The following is a 15,572-nucleotide window of genomic DNA, read 5'->3' on the forward strand; positions in this document are numbered from 1 at the left end:
AGCCGTCCCTTCCGTCTGCCGGTGTCGCGGGGTGCGGGCAGGCGCAGGGCCGGGTCGGCGGCCCCGCGGCGGGGTGTGACCCGCCACCGCCGGGGGCGCGGCCGCAGCGGTACCCTCTCCCGCATGTCGGACAGCGCCCCCGTACGCACTCGAAATCGCACCGTGGCCGCCCGATTCGGGGTTGCGGCCGTGGCGGCGGTGTCCGCCTTCGCGCTGACCGGATGCGGTGACCGCTCCGACGACGCGAGCACGATCGTGCGAACCACCACCAATATCGCGGGTGCGGGGGTGGTCGGCCTGGAGCGCGACACCACCCGCACCTGCCCGCTGCCGAGCGCGCCGGATCAGCCCTCCGGCACCCGCCCGGTCACACACGCCGCGGGCGTCTCGCAAGTGCCCGCCGATCCGCAGCGCATCGTCGTGCTGAGCACCTCCGCACTCGACGCGGCCTGCGCACTCGGCCTGTGGGAGCGCGTGGTCGGCACGGTGATCATGGACGGCCCGCGCCCGCAGCCGCAGTACCTGGGCACCGGTGTACTCGAGATCCCGGCCGTCGGCGGCGCGGGCGAACCCGACCTGGCCCGGATCGCCGAGCTCGATCCCGATCTGATCCTCGGTGAGACCCCCTCCGGCGCAGCGACTTTCGACGCGCTCGGCGCGATCGCCCCGACTGTACTGGTGGGCGAGCCGGTCAGCTGGCAGGCCGAGTTCGCCGCCTACGCCGCGGGCATGGGCCGCGACCGGGCCGCCGCCGAGGCGCTGAACAGCTACCTGGCCGACGCCCGCGAGGTCGGCGGGGAACTCGCCGCCAACGAGAGCCAGGCTTCGGTGGTGCGGTTCGGCCCGGAGCAGGCGCAGGTGCAGGGCGCCGACAGCTTCGCCGGGCAGGTGCTCGCCGATGTGGGCGTCCAGCGCCCGGCCGCGCAGCGCGGCGACTCCGAGGTGGTCGGCTCCGGCGACTACCAGGAACTGGTCGAGGGCGACATCATCTATGTGATCTTCGCCGGCGCGGACGGCCAGGCCTACGGCGAGTCGGTCATGCGCGGGCGGGAATGGAAGGACCTCGGCGCGGTCACCGACAAGCGGGTGTTCGCCGTCGAGGACAGCGTATGGCACGGAGACGGGCTGACCGCGGCCCGGGCGATGCTCACCGATCTGCGCGGCACGCTCAACGGTTACGTCACCGACTGACCGCGCGCCGAGGCTCCCAGCGAACTCCCAGCAAGATCCCAGAAGCCCGGGAGCCGGCCGACCTACCGTCGTACGACACGAACGGTGAAGGAGGCGGGTAGTTGAGCGGCGACGACCACGGGGCGATGCACGAGCACGATCGCGGGCTCGGATACGACATGAGGATCATGTCCCGGCGGCGGGCGATGTTCTTCCTGGGTGCGGCGGGTGCGGCCGCGGTGACCGCCGGCTGCGCGGCCGGCGCGGACAGCGGCGCGGCGGACGGGGTGACGACCGCCGAGGCGAGCGCACCCACGACCACCGGCGCGGTCGCCCCCGCGGCCCCACAGGAGACCGCGGGCCCCTACCCCGGCGACGGCAGCAACGGGCCGAACGTCCTGATCCGGACCGGCGTCGTGCGCTCGGATATCACCACCAGCTTCGGCGGCGCCACCGGCGTCGCCGAGGGCGTGCCGCTGAAGCTGACGCTGAGCCTGCAGGATCTGGTGAAGGACGGCGCGGCGGGCGCGGGCATGGCGGTCTACGTCTGGCACTGCGACCGGGAGGGCCGGTACTCGCTCTACTCCGAGGGCGTCACCGAGGAGAACTATCTGCGCGGGGTCCAGGTCGCCGACGCCGCGGGCGCGGTCACCTTCACCTCGATCTTCCCGGCCTGCTACGAGGGCCGCTGGCCGCACATCCACTTCGAGGTCTACGACTCGCTCGAGTCGGCGGTCGCCGGCGGCGACGCCCGGCTGACCTCACAGATCGCCATGCCGGAGGACACCTGCGATGCGGTCTTCGCCTACGACTCCGGATATGCGCGCAGCATCGACAACATCTCGCGGGTGTCGCTGGAATCGGACATGGTCTTCGGTGACGGGTGGGATGCCGAGCTGGCGACGGTGACCGGCACGCCGTCCCAGGGGCTGACCGCCACGCTCACCATCGGCGTCGCCGATCGCTCACAGAACACCATGGCGCCGGGTGCGCCCGCGGGGCCGCCGCCGGGCTTCGACGGCACGCCGCCGCAGGGATTTCCGCCGGGCGGATTCCCCTCGGGAGGTATGCCGCCCGGCCGCTGACGGGCGCGGTTGCCCCTCAGCGCCCCGGCTCCCGGTCGACAGCTGAGGCGGTTCGCGGCGATATCTCCGCGAAGGGCAGCCTCGCGCCGCCCGGCCTCCGCGGCCGGGCCTGCGCACGACCCCGGACTCGCGATGCAGTTCGGGCCCCGCGTGATTCGCGCGGGGCCCGAACTGTTCTGCCGTCTACCCGTGTTCTCGCCGGCGGTTCGGCTCAGAAATCCCAGTCCTCGTCTTCGGTATTGACGGCCTTGCCGATCACGTAGCTCGAGCCCGACCCGGAGAAGAAGTCGTGGTTCTCGTCGGCGTTCGGCGACAGCGCCGACAGGATGGCCGGGTTCACCATGGTCTCGTCGGCCGGGAACAGGCCCTCGTAGCCGAGGTTCATCAGCGCCTTGTTGGCGTTGTAGCGCAGGAAGGTCTTCACGTCCTCGGTCAGGCCGACCTCGTCGTAGAGATCCTGGGTGTACTCGACCTCGTTCTCGTAGAGCTCGTAGAGCAGCTCGAAGGTGTAGCCCTTGAGCTCCTCGCGCTCGGCCTCGCCGACCAGTTCCAGGCCGCGCTGGTACTTGTAGCCGATGTAGTAGCCGTGCACGGCCTCGTCGCGGATGATCAGCCGGATCATGTCCGCGGTGTTGGTGAGCTTGGCGCGCGAGGACCAGTGCATCGGCAGGTAGAAGCCGGAGTAGAACAGGAAGCTCTCCAGCAGGGTGGAGGCCACCTTGCGCTTGAGCGGATCGTCGCCCTTGTAGTAGTCGAGCACGATCTCGGCCTTGCGCTGCAGGTTCCGGTTCTCCTCGGACCAGCGGAAGGCCTCGTCGATCTCCTTGGTGGAGCACAGGGTGGAGAAGATCGAGCTGTAGCTCTTGGCGTGCACCGACTCCATGAACGCGATGTTGGTGAGCACCGCCTCCTCGTGCGGGGTCAGCGCGTCCGGGATCAGGCTCACCGCGCCGACCGTGCCCTGGATGGTGTCCAGCAACGTCAGGCCGGTGAAGACCCGCATGGTCAGCTGCTTCTCCTCGGGCGTCAGGGTGGCCCACGACTGGATGTCGTTGGACACCGGGACCTTCTCCGGCAGCCAGAAGTTGCCGGTCAGCCGATCCCAGACCTCGGCATCCTTCTCGTCGGGCACCCGATTCCAGTTGATGGCCGACACCCGATCGATCAGTTTCATCCTGCCTCCACGCCCTTTCCCGAACACTGCGTCCATGCCGATCGCCACTTCCCGAGCCCACCGCTGGCGCGGCATTCCTCTCCGCTCAGACACTACTCGTTGTGGCGGATTCTTCCGAATAACACAAGACCTTGTGTCATGCTGCACAAAGGCCCCGGGAGTCCCCGCGGTACCGGGACCGCCGCGTGCGGCACCCATTGTGCGCCAACCACGCTCCCGATCCCACATCCGGTCCGCGCGGCTCGCCCGACATGTCGCGGGCCGATCGCCGAGCGTTTGCCGACACGCCACAGCCCCCGGCCGGAGCAGGCCGGTGCCGCGCCCGCCGGGCCCACGCCGCGCCGGCCTATCTCGGGCGCCGACCGGTTCCTGCCGCGCCGACTCGCACCGACCTCCGTCTCCGGGAACGCCCGATCGCCGGACCGTCGCGAGGCGCGCGGCGGTCAGGCCCGCAACCGCGCGGTGACCGTCGTCGCCGATCCGCGTCGATGCGAGTCCGGGTGCGCGGGGACGCCCCCGGGCTCAGATGCCGAGGACGAGCTTGGCGGTGGTGAAGTAGATGATCAGGCCGGTGGCGTCGACCAGGGTGGTGACCATGGGCGCCGACACGACGGCGGGGTCGATGCGCAGCTTCCTGGCGAGCAGGGGCATGGTGCCGCCGATGGTGGTGGCCCAGGCGCAGATGAACACCAGCGTGACGGCGACGACGAGAGCGATGCGCGGATCGACGAACAGTGCGGCGATGGCCAATCCCACTGCGGCGAGCATGGATCCGAGGACCAGGCCGACGCGGCATTCGCGCCAGATCACCGAGATCAGGTCCGAGCCGCGTACCTCGCCGACCGCGACGGCGCGCACGCACGCGGTGGCGGCCTGCGCGCCCGCGTTTCCGCCCGCGCCGATCAGCAGCGGGATGAACAGGGCCAGGTGCGCGGCCTGCTCCAGGGTGCCCTCGAAGAAGTCGGTGACGCTCACGGTGAGGGTGGCGGCGAAGAGCAGCAGCATCAGCCACAGCGCGCGGTAGCGGGCCAGCTGGAACACCCCCGCGGCCATGTAGTGGCCCTCCCACGGCGACGAACCCGCCTGGCGCGCAACGTCTTCGCTGTCGGCGGCCTCGATGACCTCGACCGCGTCGTCGATGGTGAGCAACCCGAGCAGCCGGTCCTCGCTGTCGACAACGGGCAGGTTGATGTCGTTGGTCTCGCGCATGAGCCGGGCCGCCTTCTCGGCCGAGTCGGTGGCACGCGCGAAGGCCGGCTCGGTGACGACGAGTTCGGAGACCATCGTCTCGGGGCGGGCGAGCACGAGTTCGCGCAGTTCCACGATGCCGGTCAGGCGCCTGCCCGCGTCGACCACGGGCAGGGTGTAGACGGTCTCGGCGTGCGCACCCTCCGCGCGCACCATCGCCAGCGCCTCGGCGACGGTCAGTTCGGCGGGCAGTGCGACCACCTCGGGGGTCATGTACTGGCCGGCCGAGCCCTCCGGGTAGCCGAGCAGACCGGCGGTCATCCGGCGCTCGCGCGGGCTCAGCCCGGCGAGCACCTTCTGCGCCACCTTGGCCGGAGCTTCGCGCAGCATGCGGGCGCGGTCGTCGGGGGCCATGCCCTCGACCAGATCGCGGAAGCTCTGGTCGCGCAGGCCCTGCAGGATCTGCTGCTGATCGACGGGTTCGAGTTCCTCGAACACCGCCAGTGCCTGTTCCTTGTCCAGCAGCCGGAATGCGACGCCGGCCAGAACCGCGTCCATCCGGGCCAGTTCGTCGGCGATCCGGTGCGGCGGATGCTCGTCGAGCCAGCGCACCACGGATTCGACGCGGTGCCCGGCGACGAATTCCGGCAGCGAGCCGGCGGACGCGGTGCGGCCGTCGGCCGCTTCCGGGTGCGCTTCGGTGAGTTCGGGGCGTGCTTCGACGAGATCGATCTGCGACATGGGAAATCCTCGGCACAGCGTGGCATCACACCGGCGCGGCGGAATCGCTCACGGTCGGCGGATACAGCGGGGGTGAATGATGCGCGAATTCACACCGCGTGGCGCCTGCCCGTGGTCGCGTAACGTCCGAGGACGTCAGAGATGCGAAGGGGCGGCGCCGCGCGGCCTTCGACTGGGGGGTTCGCTACGCATAGCAATCCACCTCCTCGTCCAGTGCCGCAGGGCGGTATACGCGGATCACCACGATCACGCGCGTCTCGCCGTGCCTTCGGATTGGTCGGACGCGAATGCGTCCACCGGCAGGTTACCTTGTCCGGAGCCGTTTTTCACATCGGGGGCGGGACACCGAGTCCCAGCTCACAACCACACGCGATTCTTGCGCCACGGATCGGGCGTGGGCACCGTGTCGCCACTGCGCAGCATCATCCTTTCCAGCACGGCCAGTCGCTTGCGCTGGGCCGCCACCTCGTGCAGCGCGGCGTTCACCGTCTCCTGGGCACCGCCACCGGTACCGAGCAGCGTCGCCGCTGTCGCCAGTGCCACGTCGTCGACCTCGATCGATACCCGAGACATCGCCCACCTCCGTGTTGTGCGCCCCATCGCATGGTAGGCGCAGCGGCGAGAATTACGCGCGCGCAGCGCAGAAGGGTTGCCGGGGGTAGAACCGGTGGTGAAAGTGTGGTTGACCGAGACCACCGTTGGCCGGTCGAGACTACGAAGGAGAATCAGGTGCGCTTCGGATTATTCGTCCCGCAGGGATGGCGACTGGATCTGGTGGGGATCGATGTCGAACAGCAGTGGGATGTGATGCGCGGACTGGCTCGACGGGCCGACGAGCACCAGGAATGGGAGTCGATCTGGGTCTACGACCACTTCCACACCATCCCGCAGCCGACCCGGGAAGCCACCCACGAGGCGTGGACACTCATGGCGGCGTTCGCGGCCTCCACCGAACGGGTGCGACTCGGCCAGATGTGTACCGCGATCAGCTACCGCAATCCCGCCTATCTGGCCAAGGTCGCCGCGACCACGGACATCATCTCCGGCGGCCGGGTCGAGATGGGCATCGGCGGCGGCTGGTACGAGCACGAGTGGCGCGCCTACGGATACGGCTTCCCGTCCGCCGGCGACCGGCTGCGCCGCCTCGACGAGGGGGTGCAGATCTTCAAGCAGGCCTGGACCAAGGGCGAGGCGACCCTGGACGGCAAGCACTACCAGGTCGACGGTGCGATCGTGCGACCGCTGCCGTTGCAGGACGGCGGCATCCCGCTGTGGATCGCCGGCGGCGGCGAGAAGGTGACGCTGCGCATCGCGGCGAAGTACGCCGACTACACCAACTTCTCCAGCGACCTCGAGGAGTTCGCCCGCAAGTCCGAACTCCTGCGCGGCCACTGCGCCGATGTGGGTACCGACTTCGAGCGGATCACTCGCTCGTCCAACGTCAACGCGATCATCGGCCGGGACGAGGCCGAGGTGGCCGAGCGGATCGCCGTGTGGCGCGAGCGGATCGCCGGCGTGCTCGGGGCCGAGGGCGCCGACGAATTCCAGCAGCGGCTGTTCGGCGGCAGCGCCGCGGTCGGCACGCCCGAGCAGGTCGTCGAGAAGCTGACGAAGCTGAAGGAGCTGGGGCTCGAGTACACGATCGTGAACTTCCCCGAATCGGCCTACGACACCTCGGGCATCGAACTGTTCGAGAGCGAGATCGTTCCCGCGCTGCGCTGAGCGCGCCCGAAGCCCCGGCGGGCGAAATCGCGACCATTTGTGGCGCCCTCCGCCCGTCGGCCGGCGCCCAGCGGCATCGGCACGCGGCGCTCGGCTCGCGGCAGTCGCCGGCACGAAGAAGCCGGGCTCGCCGGACCTCTCGATCGGGTCCGCCGAGCCCGGCTTCGCGCTGTGGCCGGGTGGCCGCTAGAGCATGCAGCTCACGCAACCCTCGACTTCGGTGCCCTCCAGCGCCATCTGCCGCAGGCGGATGTAGTAGAGCGTCTTGATGCCCTTGCGCCAGGCGTAGATCTGGGCGCGGTTCAGGTCGCGGGTGGTGGCGGTGTCCTTGAAGAACAACGTCAGCGACAGGCCCTGGTCCACGTGCTGGGTGGCCGCGGCGTAGGTGTCGATGATCTTCTCGTAGCCGATCTCGTAGGCGTCCCGGTAGAACTCGAGGTTCTCGTTGGTCATATAGGGCGCCGGGTAGTAGACGCGCCCGATCTTGCCCTCCTTGCGGATCTCGATCTTCGACGCCACCGGGTGGATCGAGCTGGTGGAGTGGTTGATGTAGGAGATCGAGCCGGTCGGCGGCACCGCCTGCAGGTTCTGGTTGTAGATGCCGTGCGCCATGACCGAGGCCTTCAGCTCGCGCCAGTCCTCCTGGGTGGGGATGCGCACGCCCGCCTCGGCGAACAGCTGCCGCACCCGCTCGGTCGCCGGCTCCCACACCTGGTCGGTGTACTTGTCGAAGTACTCGCCGCTGGCGTACTTCGATTCCGGGAAGCCGCCGAAGTAGGTGCCGCGCTCGATGGCGAGCTGGTTGGAGGCCCGGATCGCGTGGTAGACGACGGTGTAGAAGTAGATGTTGGTGAAGTCGATGCCTTCGTCGGAGCCGTAGTGGATGTGCTCGCGGGCGAGATAGCCGTGCAGGTTCATCTGGCCGAGACCGATGGCATGCGACTGCAGGTTGCCCTGCTCGATGGAGGGCACCGAGGTGATGTGGGTCTGATCCGAGACCGCGGTCAGCGCGCGGATGGCGACCTCGATGGTCTGCGCGAAGTCCGGTGAGTCCATCGCCTTGGCGATGTTGAGCGAACCCAGGTTGCAGGAGATGTCCTTGCCGATCGTCGAGTAGGACAGATCGTCGTTGAACTCCGAGGGTGTGGAGACCTGCAGGATCTCCGAGCACAGGTTCGAGTGGGTGATCTTGCCCGCGATCGGGTTGGCCCGGTTCACCGTGTCCTCGAACATGATGTACGGGTAGCCCGATTCGAACTGCAGCTCGGCGATGGTCTGGAAGAACTCGCGCGCCTTGATCTTCGACTTGCGGATGCGCTTGTCGTCGACCATCTCGTAGTACTTCTCGGTGACGTCGATGTCGGCGAACGGCTTGCCGTAGATGCGTTCCACGTCGTACGGCGAGAACAGGTACATGTCCTCGTTCTTCTTGGCCAGTTCGAAGGTGATGTCGGGGATCACCACGCCCAGCGAGAGGGTCTTGATGCGGATCTTCTCGTCCGCGTTCTCCCGCTTGGTGTCCAGGAAGCGGTAGATGTCGGGGTGGTGCGCGTGCAGGTACACCGCGCCCGCGCCCTGACGCGCGCCGAGCTGATTGGCGTAGGAGAAGGAGTCCTCGAGCAGCTTCATGATCGGGATGACGCCCGAACTCTGGTTCTCGATCTTCTTGATCGGCGCGCCGTGCTCGCGGATATTGGTCAGCAGCAGGGCGACTCCGCCGCCGCGCTTGGACAGTTGCAGGGCGGAGTTGATGGAGCGCCCGATGGACTCCATGTTGTCCTCGATGCGAAGAAGAAAGCACGACACCGGCTCGCCGCGCTGCTTCTTGCCGGAGTTGAGGAAGGTCGGGGTAGCCGGCTGGAAGCGGCCGTCGATGATCTCCTCGACCAGCTTGCGGGCCAGCGTCTCGTCACCGGCGGCCAGGGTCAGCGCCACCATGCACACGCGATCCTCGAAGCGCTCCAGGTAGCGCTTCCCGTCGAAGGTCTTGAGCGTGTAGGAGGTGTAGTACTTGAACGCGCCGAGGAAGGTCGGGAACCGGAACTTCTTGGCGTAGGCCTGCTGGAACAGGCTCTTGACGAAAGCGCGGCTGTACTGGTCGAGAACCTCGGACTCGTAGTAGTTCTCCTCGACCAGGTAGTCCAGCTTCTCGTCCAGATTGTGGAAGAAGACCGTGTTCTGGTTGACGTGCTGGAGGAAGTACTGGCGCGCGGCCTCACGATCCTTCTCGAACTGGATCTTGCCGTCGGCGCCGTACAGGTTCAGCATCGCGTTGAGGGCGTGGTAGTCCATGTCCTCGATCGCGCCGTCGGCGATGCGCGCGGCGGGCCGCTCTAGGCGGGCCGACTTGCCGGTCGGCGCTGTGGTTGCTGTTGCCAAAACAATCCCAATCCCTCTCGGACGCGCTCGACATCGCGCGCGGTTCCCATGAGTTCGAATCGATACAGATACGGCACCCCGCACTTACGCGAAATGACGTCTCCCGCATAGCAATAGGTGTCGCCGAAGTTCGTATTGCCGGCCGCGATCACCCCGCGCAGCAACGACCGGTTGTGCGGGTCGTTGAGGAACTTGGCGACCTGGCGCGGCACGAACTCCTTGTCGGACCTGGCGTGCCCGCCTGCCGCGCCGAGCACGTGCCGACCGCCCCCATAGGTGGGGACGATCAGCACGTAGGGTTCCTCGACTCGCAGCGAATCGGTGGTGTGCAGCGGGATGCGAGTGGCCGGGAGTCCCAGCTTCTCGACGAAACGGTGAGTGTTCTCCGATGCACTGGAGAAGTAGACGAGCGCGGTGTCGCCGACCGTGTCGGTCATGACCTGCTGCCCTCTCTCCTCGGAAGGACCGTCGGGGCGCCCACCCGGATCGGCAGGCGCGCTGTCGGTCGCGCGCGTCGTTCAGGCAGCGACGGTCGCGAGGTTCTTGATGCGATCGGGACGGAAACCGGACCAGTGATCCTCACCCGCGACGACGACCGGCGCCTGCAGGTACCCCAGGGCCATCACGTAGTCACGCGCCTCGGGGTTCTCGCTGATGTCGACGACCTCGTAGTCCACCCCGGCCTTGTCCAGCGCCTTGTAGGTGGCGTTGCACTGAACGCAAGCGGGCTTGGTGTACACGGTGACGGTCATTGATCTGCCTCTCTCCTCTGCCTGATCCACAGCCGGTGATCCATGTGCATTGCGTGATCGACGTACGCTGCGCAAACTCTCTGGACCCGGTGCGGTCTGCCCTGCTCATCCCCATCGACACACTCGGCGAGCGAAAGGGCCTGACCCCGTCTTCCAGTAGGCAAGACACTACACCTAGTGGCCGACACTTCTCCACAACACGACATGTTGCGAACAACATTGATGGGATTTACACCGCACAAGTCCCTGGACAGTCGATTCGCAAGCCGACACGGCGGTGTTCGACATCACAATCTTGTTGCGCAGCGCCTTCTCAGCAAACTCTTGCGCACCGCTGGTCACACCAGGCGCAACGCCCCCTGCATTCCCGGAAATGCCTCATCGGCACAACAGCCACACCCGTCGACCGTGGCCGTCGGCAGCGCCCCGAGCAACCCGTGCGTATCCGCCCGCCGACGATCGGCCACCGACACGGCAAAGGGCCGCTCCCGAAGGAACGGCCCTCGATGCGATGCGCCGGAGCGCGGCAGATCAGGCGGAGACGAGCGCGCGGGAAGCCTCGACCAGTTCGCGCACCGACGCGCCGAGCTCGGCGACGACTTCGGCGTCTTCGCTCGGGTGCGCGGCGGCGAAACGCTCGCCGATGGTGCCGAAGTAGGCGTGCGCGGCCTCGACCACGGCGCCACCGGCCACACCGACCGCCTTCACGGCGTCGCCGTGCGCCCAGCGCGCGGCATTGGAGCTGATCGAGGCGCTCACCACGCCGACCGGCTTGCCCTTGAGCGCGCCCGCGCCGTACGGGCGCGAGACCCAGTCGATGGCGTTCTTCAGTACGGCCGAAAGGGTGCCGTTGTATTCGGGGGTCACCAGCAGGACCGCGTCGGCCTCGGCGACCGCGGTGCGCAGACGCTCGGCGGCGGCGGGCACCGAACCGGCGACGTCGAGGTCCTCGTTGTAGAACGGAATCTCGCCGAGACCTTCGTAGATGCCGATCTCCACACCCTCGGGCGCGGTCTGCGCGGCCGCCTCGGCGAGCCGGCGCGTGATGGAGGCGCTGCGCAGGCTTCCGGCGAGCACGAGAATACGGGTCTGGCTCATGACAACTCCTGATGTACTGATGGGGTCCGTACGGTCACCGAGAATCAACCGGACCGCAGTCCGATTACATTCCCCGAGAGGAAGACGAGCAGCAGTGAGCTCCGTCACGCCCGGCACCGCCCCCGATCCCGCGACGCCCGGTCCGGTGATCCCGGAATCCCTGACCGTCGGGCCACCCTCCGGCGCGGCCACGTCCGGTGAGCGCGCGGACGCGGCCCGCAATCGGAAGTTGCTGCTCGACGCCGCCCAGGGCCTGGTGCGCGAACACGGTGTGGACAGCTTGACGATGGACGAACTGGCCCGCCGCGCGGGCGTCGGCAAGGGCACCGTGTTCCGCCGCTTCGGCAGCCGCTCGGGTCTGCTGCGTGCGCTGCTCGACCACGCCGAGCACAAGTTCCAGCACAACTTCATGTTCGGCCCGCCGCCGTTGGGCCCGGGCGCGGCCCCGCTGGAACGGCTCGTCGCGTTCGGACGCGCCCGGCTGCTCGACATCGAGGTGGAGGGCGAGCTGTATCGGGCGGCCGAGCTCGGCGAGGCGAGCGGGTTCTTCCGGAGCGCGCCCTACCGCCTCCAGCACCGCCACGTGGTGTTGTTGCTGCGGGAAGCGGGCAGCCCCGGCGACCACGATCTGACCGCCGAGAGCCTGCTCGCGATGCTGGGCGCGCCGCTGGTGATGCACCAGTTGCACGTCCTCGGCCGCAGTCGTGAGCAGGTCGGCGACAACTGGGAGCGGTTCGTCCGCCGCGTGGCGGATGCCGCGGCCCAGTAAAGTGACCTCATGTCGAGCCTGCGCGAACAGATCATCACCGAATTGGGCGTCCAGCCGAAGATCGAGCCGAAGGAAGAGGTGCGCCGCCGGGTCGATTTCCTGGCCGAGTACCTGCTCTCCACGCCCGCACAGGGTTTCGTGCTCGGTATCAGCGGTGGACAGGACAGCACGCTGACCGGGCGGCTGTGCCAGCTCGCCGCCGAAAAGGTCCGCGCCGAGGGCGGTTCAGCGACCTTCGTCGCCGTGCGCCTGCCCTACGGCGTGCAGGCCGACGAGCACGACGCCCAGACCGCGTTGGATTTCATCCAGCCAGACCGCAGCGTGACCGTGAACGTCAAGCCGAGCGCCGACGCGGCGGGGGCGGAGGTGGCGGGCGCACTCGACATCGAGCGCCTGCGAGACTTCGTGCGCGGCAACATCAAAGCCAGGGAGCGCATGGTGGTGCAGTACGGCCTCGCCGGGCAGGAGAACCTGCTCGTGGTCGGCACCGACCACGCGGCCGAGGCGGTCACCGGCTTCTTCACCAAGTACGGCGACGGCGGCGTCGACCTGACCCCGCTGACCGGCCTCACCAAGCGACAGGGCGCGGCGTTGCTACAGGAACTCGGCGCGCCGGCGAGCACCTGGTCGAAGGTGCCCACCGCCGATCTCGAGGACCACCGTCCCGCACTGCCCGACGAGGAAGCACTCGGCATCCGCTACAGCGACATCGACGACTACCTCGAGGGCAAGGACGTCACCGCGGACATCGCCGAACGGGTCGAACGGCACTTCCTCAACACCCGCCACAAGCGCACGGTTCCGGTCACCCCGCTCGACACCTGGTGGCGCTGAACGCTTCCGGCAGGGTCCCGGCCGGCGGCGCGCTAGCCGCCGGCGAATGGGGGCAGCACGTCGACCTGGTGCCCGACCGTCACCGAGATGTCGCGGGTGAGTTCGTCGCCGATGAGGTAGGCGCACACGCCCAGCATCTTGTCCAGGTCGGGACCGTAGGTGTCGGCCAGCCGGATACGCAGGTCGGCCAAGGTCGCGCCGGGCGGTAGTTCGAGGTGTTCGGAATCCTTGCCGACCGCATCGGCGATCGCGGCGAAATAACGGACCTCAACCACCGATGGCTCCCATCGTGCGCTCCGGGGGGACGAAATTCTCGGCATCGATGCCGTGGCCCGCCCACTTGTTCCACATGGCGCCGCGCCAGATCCCGGCGATCTCGGCATCGTCGGCGCCGCCCCGAAGTGCTTGCCGCACATCGAATTCCTGATCGCTGAACAGACACGAGCGCAGCATGCCGTCGGCGGTGAGCCTGGTGCGATCGCAGCTGTCGCAGAACTTGCGGGTGACCGTGGCGATGATGCCGACCGCGGCGGGACCGCCGTCCACGAGCCACTTCTCGGCCGGTGCGGACGGATCCGCGCGCCCCACCTCGTCGAGGGTGAAGCGGGCGCCGAGTACCTCGAGCAGTTCCGCCGCGGTGACCATGTTGGCCCGCGCCCACTCGTGATCGGCGTCCAGCGGCATCTCCTCGATGAAGCGCAGCTCGCACTCCTCGTCCAGGCACCAGCGCAGCAGATCCGGCGCGCCGGCGAGGGTTCCGCGCATCAGGACCGCATTGACCTTCACGGGGGCGAGCCCGGCGTCACGGGCGGCGCGGATGCCTGCCAGCACCGAATCCAGCCGATCACGCCGCGTGAGACGGGCGAAGCCGAGCGGATCGACGGTGTCGAGGGAGACATTGACCCGGTGCAGACCGGCCTCGGCGAGGCCGCGGGCGCGGTGTGCCAGCCCGACGCCGTTGGTGGTCATGGCCAGCGGCACCTGCGGCACGCGCTGGTGGCAGCCCGCGATGATCCGCTCCAGATCGCGGCGCATCAGCGGCTCACCACCGGTGAAGCGGACCTCTCGCACACCCAGTTCCTCGACGGCGAGCGCGACCAGCCGGACGATCTCCTCGGCGGTCAGCAACTCGTCGGCGGGAATGGGCGGCAATCCTTCTGCGGGCATGCAGTAGGTACATCGCAGCGAACACTTCTCGGTGATGGATACCCGCAGATCCCGGGCGATCCGGCCGAACCTGTCGATGAGTGCCGGGGTGTCGGGCCGTCCGTCGAGCGCGGGCCGCCGCGACCGCACCGCGGGTATGCCCATCTCGACCAACGTCATCGTTCCATTATGACCGCAGGGGCCATCGGCCGTGGCAGTGACAGGCGAACCGTCCCCACCTGCTTTTCTCACGAAGCGCGACGTCAGACGGTGAGATCGGACTGCACGCTAGGCTGGCGCCATGAGCGCACGGGTGACTGGCGTGGCCGCCGTCAGCGTCGAGGAACATCGCGACAGCATCGAGCAGATTTTGCGGCCGTTGGCCATGCGGGCGCTGGAGACCGTGCCGGTGCCGTCCGCGTCGGGCCGCCTACTCGCCGAGGACGTGCGCTCCCCCGTCGATCTTCCCGTCTTCCGCAACTCCTCGATGGACGGTTACGCCGTGCGCGCCGCGACCGTGCGGCACACCCCGGCCACCCTGCCGCTGGCCGGAGTGGTGGCGGCGGGCGAGCCGGGGTCCACGCCGCTGCCCGCGGGCGGGGCGTGGAAGGTGATGACCGGCGCGCCGATTCCGCCCGGCGCGGACTGCGTGATTCCGGTCGAGGACACCAGGGTCGAGAACGGGCATGTCGTCATCGAACGCGGCCGTGCGGTAGGCGATTTCATTCGCGAGCCGGGCACCGATGTCCGGGCGGGCGATCTGCTGGTGTCCGCGGGCGCCGGGCTCACTCCCCGCCACATCGCGGCGCTGGCGGCGGTCGGGGTGGCGTCGGTGCGCGTCTTCGTCCCGGTGCGCGCGGCAGTGATCACCACCGGCGACGAACTCGTCCCGGCGGGGACGCCGCTACGTCCCGGCCAGATCTACAACTCCAACGGCATCGCGCTGGCCGCCGTGCTCGCGGCCGACCGGGTGGAGGTGGTCTCGGTGGAGCACAGCACCGACGACCCGGCCGTGTTCACCCGGCTGATCGCGGCCGCCGCGCGCTCGGCGGACGTGGTGTTCACCTCCGGCGGGGTGTCGATGGGCGATTTCGAGGTCGTCAAGGACGTCCTGACCGAGCGTGGCGGGCGGTTCGGATCGGTGGCCATGCAACCCGGCGGGCCGCAGGGGCTGTCGGTGGTCGACGGGGTGCCCGTGCTGAGTTTCCCGGGCAATCCGGTGAGCACGTTGGTGTCCTACGAAGTGCTGGCCCGCCCGATATTGCGCAGGCTCTCCGGGCTCGCGGAGACGCGCACGTTCGAGACGACGCTGGTCGAGCCGGTGCGCTCGCCGGCGGGCCGACGCCAGTTCCTGCGCGGCCGGATGACCGAGGCGGGCGTGGTGACCGTCTCGGGGCCGGGCTCGCATCTGATCGCGGGCATGGCCAGGGCCGAGGTGCTGATCGACATCGCCGCCGAGGTCACCGAGCTGCCCGCGGGCGCGCCGGTGCGTGTCCGGGAACTGTGAGCTGATC

15 protein-coding genes are annotated in these 15,572 nt (G+C 68.7%); 6 read left to right on the forward strand and 9 right to left on the reverse strand.

Translation table 11 applies throughout. From position 1 onward, the window contains the following. Positions 1 to 123 precede the first annotated feature (123 nt). Together ON26_RS19330 and ON26_RS19335 are read left to right on the forward strand one after the other, a co-directional pair. Positions 124 to 1,191 (forward strand): ABC transporter substrate-binding protein, encoded by a 1,068-nt coding sequence (locus ON26_RS19330; protein WP_040797596.1) that lies wholly within the window; start codon positions 124 to 126, stop codon positions 1,189 to 1,191. Positions 1,192 to 1,316: 125 nt separating this feature from the next. Further along, the gene (locus tag ON26_RS19335; protein WP_040797694.1) at positions 1,317 to 2,255 is read left to right on the forward strand and encodes a dioxygenase family protein; all 939 of its coding nucleotides are present in this window, start codon (positions 1,317 to 1,319) and stop codon (positions 2,253 to 2,255) included. Positions 2,256 to 2,466: 211 nt separating this feature from the next. Here the strand turns inward: ON26_RS19335 and nrdF are convergent, their stop codons facing one another. From nrdF to ON26_RS19350, 3 genes are all read right to left on the reverse strand, one after another. Beyond that, on the reverse strand, positions 2,467 to 3,429 hold the full coding sequence (nrdF, locus tag ON26_RS19340) for a class 1b ribonucleoside-diphosphate reductase subunit beta (RefSeq protein WP_040797597.1): 963 nt from the start codon (positions 3,427 to 3,429) through the stop codon (positions 2,467 to 2,469). Between the two features lie 522 nt (positions 3,430 to 3,951). Beyond that, complete coding sequence (mgtE, locus tag ON26_RS19345) at positions 3,952 to 5,358, reverse strand: magnesium transporter (RefSeq protein ID WP_040797598.1); 1,407 nt, start codon at positions 5,356 to 5,358, stop codon at positions 3,952 to 3,954. A gap of 357 nt (positions 5,359 to 5,715) precedes the next feature. Continuing rightward, positions 5,716 to 5,931, reverse strand: coding sequence for a type II toxin-antitoxin system VapB family antitoxin (locus tag ON26_RS19350; protein WP_040797599.1), 216 nt, complete (start codon positions 5,929 to 5,931; stop codon positions 5,716 to 5,718). Positions 5,932 to 6,087: 156 nt separating this feature from the next. On the opposite strand from ON26_RS19350, the gene ON26_RS19355 reads away from it, so the two are divergent. Further along, on the forward strand, positions 6,088 to 7,080 hold the full coding sequence (locus ON26_RS19355) for an LLM class F420-dependent oxidoreductase (RefSeq protein WP_040797600.1): 993 nt from the start codon (positions 6,088 to 6,090) through the stop codon (positions 7,078 to 7,080). Positions 7,081 to 7,266: 186 nt separating this feature from the next. Here ON26_RS19355 and nrdE read toward each other — a convergent pair whose 3' ends face one another. The 4 genes from nrdE to ON26_RS19375 form a co-directional block, all read right to left on the reverse strand. Then, a complete protein-coding gene (gene nrdE / locus ON26_RS19360) occupies positions 7,267 to 9,372 on the reverse strand; it encodes a class 1b ribonucleoside-diphosphate reductase subunit alpha (protein ID WP_040797601.1) in 2,106 nt (701 codons plus the stop codon). Between the two features lie 41 nt (positions 9,373 to 9,413). Then, positions 9,414 to 9,896 (reverse strand): class Ib ribonucleoside-diphosphate reductase assembly flavoprotein NrdI, encoded by a 483-nt coding sequence (nrdI, locus tag ON26_RS19365; RefSeq protein WP_040797602.1) that lies wholly within the window; start codon positions 9,894 to 9,896, stop codon positions 9,414 to 9,416. Positions 9,897 to 9,977: 81 nt separating this feature from the next. Next, positions 9,978 to 10,211, reverse strand: coding sequence for a redoxin NrdH (locus ON26_RS19370; RefSeq protein ID WP_040797603.1), 234 nt, complete (start codon positions 10,209 to 10,211; stop codon positions 9,978 to 9,980). Positions 10,212 to 10,742: 531 nt separating this feature from the next. Continuing rightward, positions 10,743 to 11,309 (reverse strand): NAD(P)H-dependent oxidoreductase, encoded by a 567-nt coding sequence (locus tag ON26_RS19375; protein WP_040797604.1) that lies wholly within the window; start codon positions 11,307 to 11,309, stop codon positions 10,743 to 10,745. A gap of 148 nt (positions 11,310 to 11,457) precedes the next feature. Here ON26_RS19375 and ON26_RS19380 point away from each other — a divergent pair, with 148 nt between their 5' ends. Continuing rightward, a complete protein-coding gene (locus ON26_RS19380; RefSeq protein WP_040797695.1) occupies positions 11,458 to 12,078 on the forward strand; it encodes a TetR/AcrR family transcriptional regulator in 621 nt (206 codons plus the stop codon). A gap of 9 nt (positions 12,079 to 12,087) precedes the next feature. After that, complete coding sequence (gene nadE / locus ON26_RS19385; protein WP_040797605.1) at positions 12,088 to 12,912, forward strand: NAD(+) synthase; 825 nt, start codon at positions 12,088 to 12,090, stop codon at positions 12,910 to 12,912. Positions 12,913 to 12,944: 32 nt separating this feature from the next. Here the strand turns inward: nadE and ON26_RS19390 are convergent, their stop codons facing one another. Continuing rightward, positions 12,945 to 13,187 (reverse strand): MoaD/ThiS family protein, encoded by a 243-nt coding sequence (locus ON26_RS19390; protein WP_040797606.1) that lies wholly within the window; start codon positions 13,185 to 13,187, stop codon positions 12,945 to 12,947. Continuing rightward, positions 13,180 to 14,238 (reverse strand): GTP 3',8-cyclase MoaA, encoded by a 1,059-nt coding sequence (moaA, locus tag ON26_RS19395; RefSeq protein WP_040797607.1) that lies wholly within the window; start codon positions 14,236 to 14,238, stop codon positions 13,180 to 13,182. The genes ON26_RS19390 and moaA overlap by 8 nt, the downstream gene beginning before the upstream one ends. Positions 14,239 to 14,359: 121 nt before the next feature. On the opposite strand from moaA, the gene ON26_RS19400 reads away from it, so the two are divergent. After that, the gene (locus ON26_RS19400; RefSeq protein WP_083884209.1) at positions 14,360 to 15,565 is read left to right on the forward strand and encodes a molybdopterin molybdotransferase MoeA; all 1,206 of its coding nucleotides are present in this window, start codon (positions 14,360 to 14,362) and stop codon (positions 15,563 to 15,565) included. The last annotated feature ends 7 nt before the right edge of the window (positions 15,566 to 15,572 follow it).

Source organism: Nocardia higoensis NBRC 100133, assembly GCF_000308595.1.
Classification (GTDB): Bacteria; Actinomycetota; Actinomycetes; order Mycobacteriales; family Mycobacteriaceae; genus Nocardia; species Nocardia higoensis.

Excerpts from the sequence above, each read along its gene's own strand:
- moaA (WP_040797607.1), bottom strand. The coding sequence starts at position 14,238 with ATGACGTTGGTCGAGATGGGCATACCCGCGGTGCGGTCGCGGCGGCCC.
- ON26_RS19350 (WP_040797599.1), bottom strand. The coding sequence starts at position 5,931 with ATGTCTCGGGTATCGATCGAGGTCGACGACGTGGCACTGGCGACAGCG.
- ON26_RS19400 (WP_083884209.1), top strand. The coding sequence starts at position 14,360 with ATGAGCGCACGGGTGACTGGCGTGGCCGCCGTCAGCGTCGAGGAACAT.
- nrdE (WP_040797601.1), bottom strand. The coding sequence starts at position 9,372 with ATGGACTACCACGCCCTCAACGCGATGCTGAACCTGTACGGCGCCGAC.
- mgtE (WP_040797598.1), bottom strand. The coding sequence starts at position 5,358 with ATGTCGCAGATCGATCTCGTCGAAGCACGCCCCGAACTCACCGAAGCG.
- nrdI (WP_040797602.1), bottom strand. The coding sequence starts at position 9,896 with ATGACCGACACGGTCGGCGACACCGCGCTCGTCTACTTCTCCAGTGCA.
- ON26_RS19330 (WP_040797596.1), top strand. The coding sequence starts at position 124 with ATGTCGGACAGCGCCCCCGTACGCACTCGAAATCGCACCGTGGCCGCC.
- ON26_RS19370 (WP_040797603.1), bottom strand. The coding sequence starts at position 10,211 with ATGACCGTCACCGTGTACACCAAGCCCGCTTGCGTTCAGTGCAACGCC.
- ON26_RS19375 (WP_040797604.1), bottom strand. The coding sequence starts at position 11,309 with ATGAGCCAGACCCGTATTCTCGTGCTCGCCGGAAGCCTGCGCAGCGCC.
- nrdF (WP_040797597.1), bottom strand. The coding sequence starts at position 3,429 with ATGAAACTGATCGATCGGGTGTCGGCCATCAACTGGAATCGGGTGCCC.
- nadE (WP_040797605.1), top strand. The coding sequence starts at position 12,088 with ATGTCGAGCCTGCGCGAACAGATCATCACCGAATTGGGCGTCCAGCCG.
- ON26_RS19335 (WP_040797694.1), top strand. The coding sequence starts at position 1,317 with ATGCACGAGCACGATCGCGGGCTCGGATACGACATGAGGATCATGTCC.